We start from the raw sequence: 312 nt of genomic DNA, 5'->3' as shown, positions 1-312 counted from the left end.
CGGAGGGGCTCCCTTGGGAATAAAGGCAAGAGCATCGGCACGGGCCGGTCCGAATAAGGAGCCTGCCGTAGCTCGCTCCAAGGGGGTAAAGAAGGGGATACCGTCTTCATATGAAACCGTGCCTTGGACGAAGCGATCGACCGGGTTGTTTTTATTCAATCCGTCTTTCATACGGCAATCAAGTTCCGGTAAAGCTGTCTGTTCCTCGCCGCGGAGACGACGCAGTACGGGCAGCACAATGAGATGAAAGGCGTTAAACGCTGCCGACGGGTTGCCGGATAAGCCGAGAATAGGGACGGTTTTACCTTTTCT

General features: G+C 54.8%; 1 pseudogene. It reads right to left on the bottom strand.

Going from position 1 to position 312, the window contains the following annotated elements:
* Window positions 1-312, bottom strand: a pseudogene (locus PGX78_RS08490) (molybdopterin molybdotransferase MoeA); the annotation flags it as partial.

Source organism: Megasphaera sp. AF13-6AC, assembly GCF_027685385.1.
Lineage (GTDB): Bacteria > Bacillota > Negativicutes > Veillonellales > Megasphaeraceae > Megasphaera > Megasphaera micronuciformis.
Note: the sequence above shows the minus strand (reverse complement) of the source record. Positions and strands in the feature narration are given on the sequence as shown.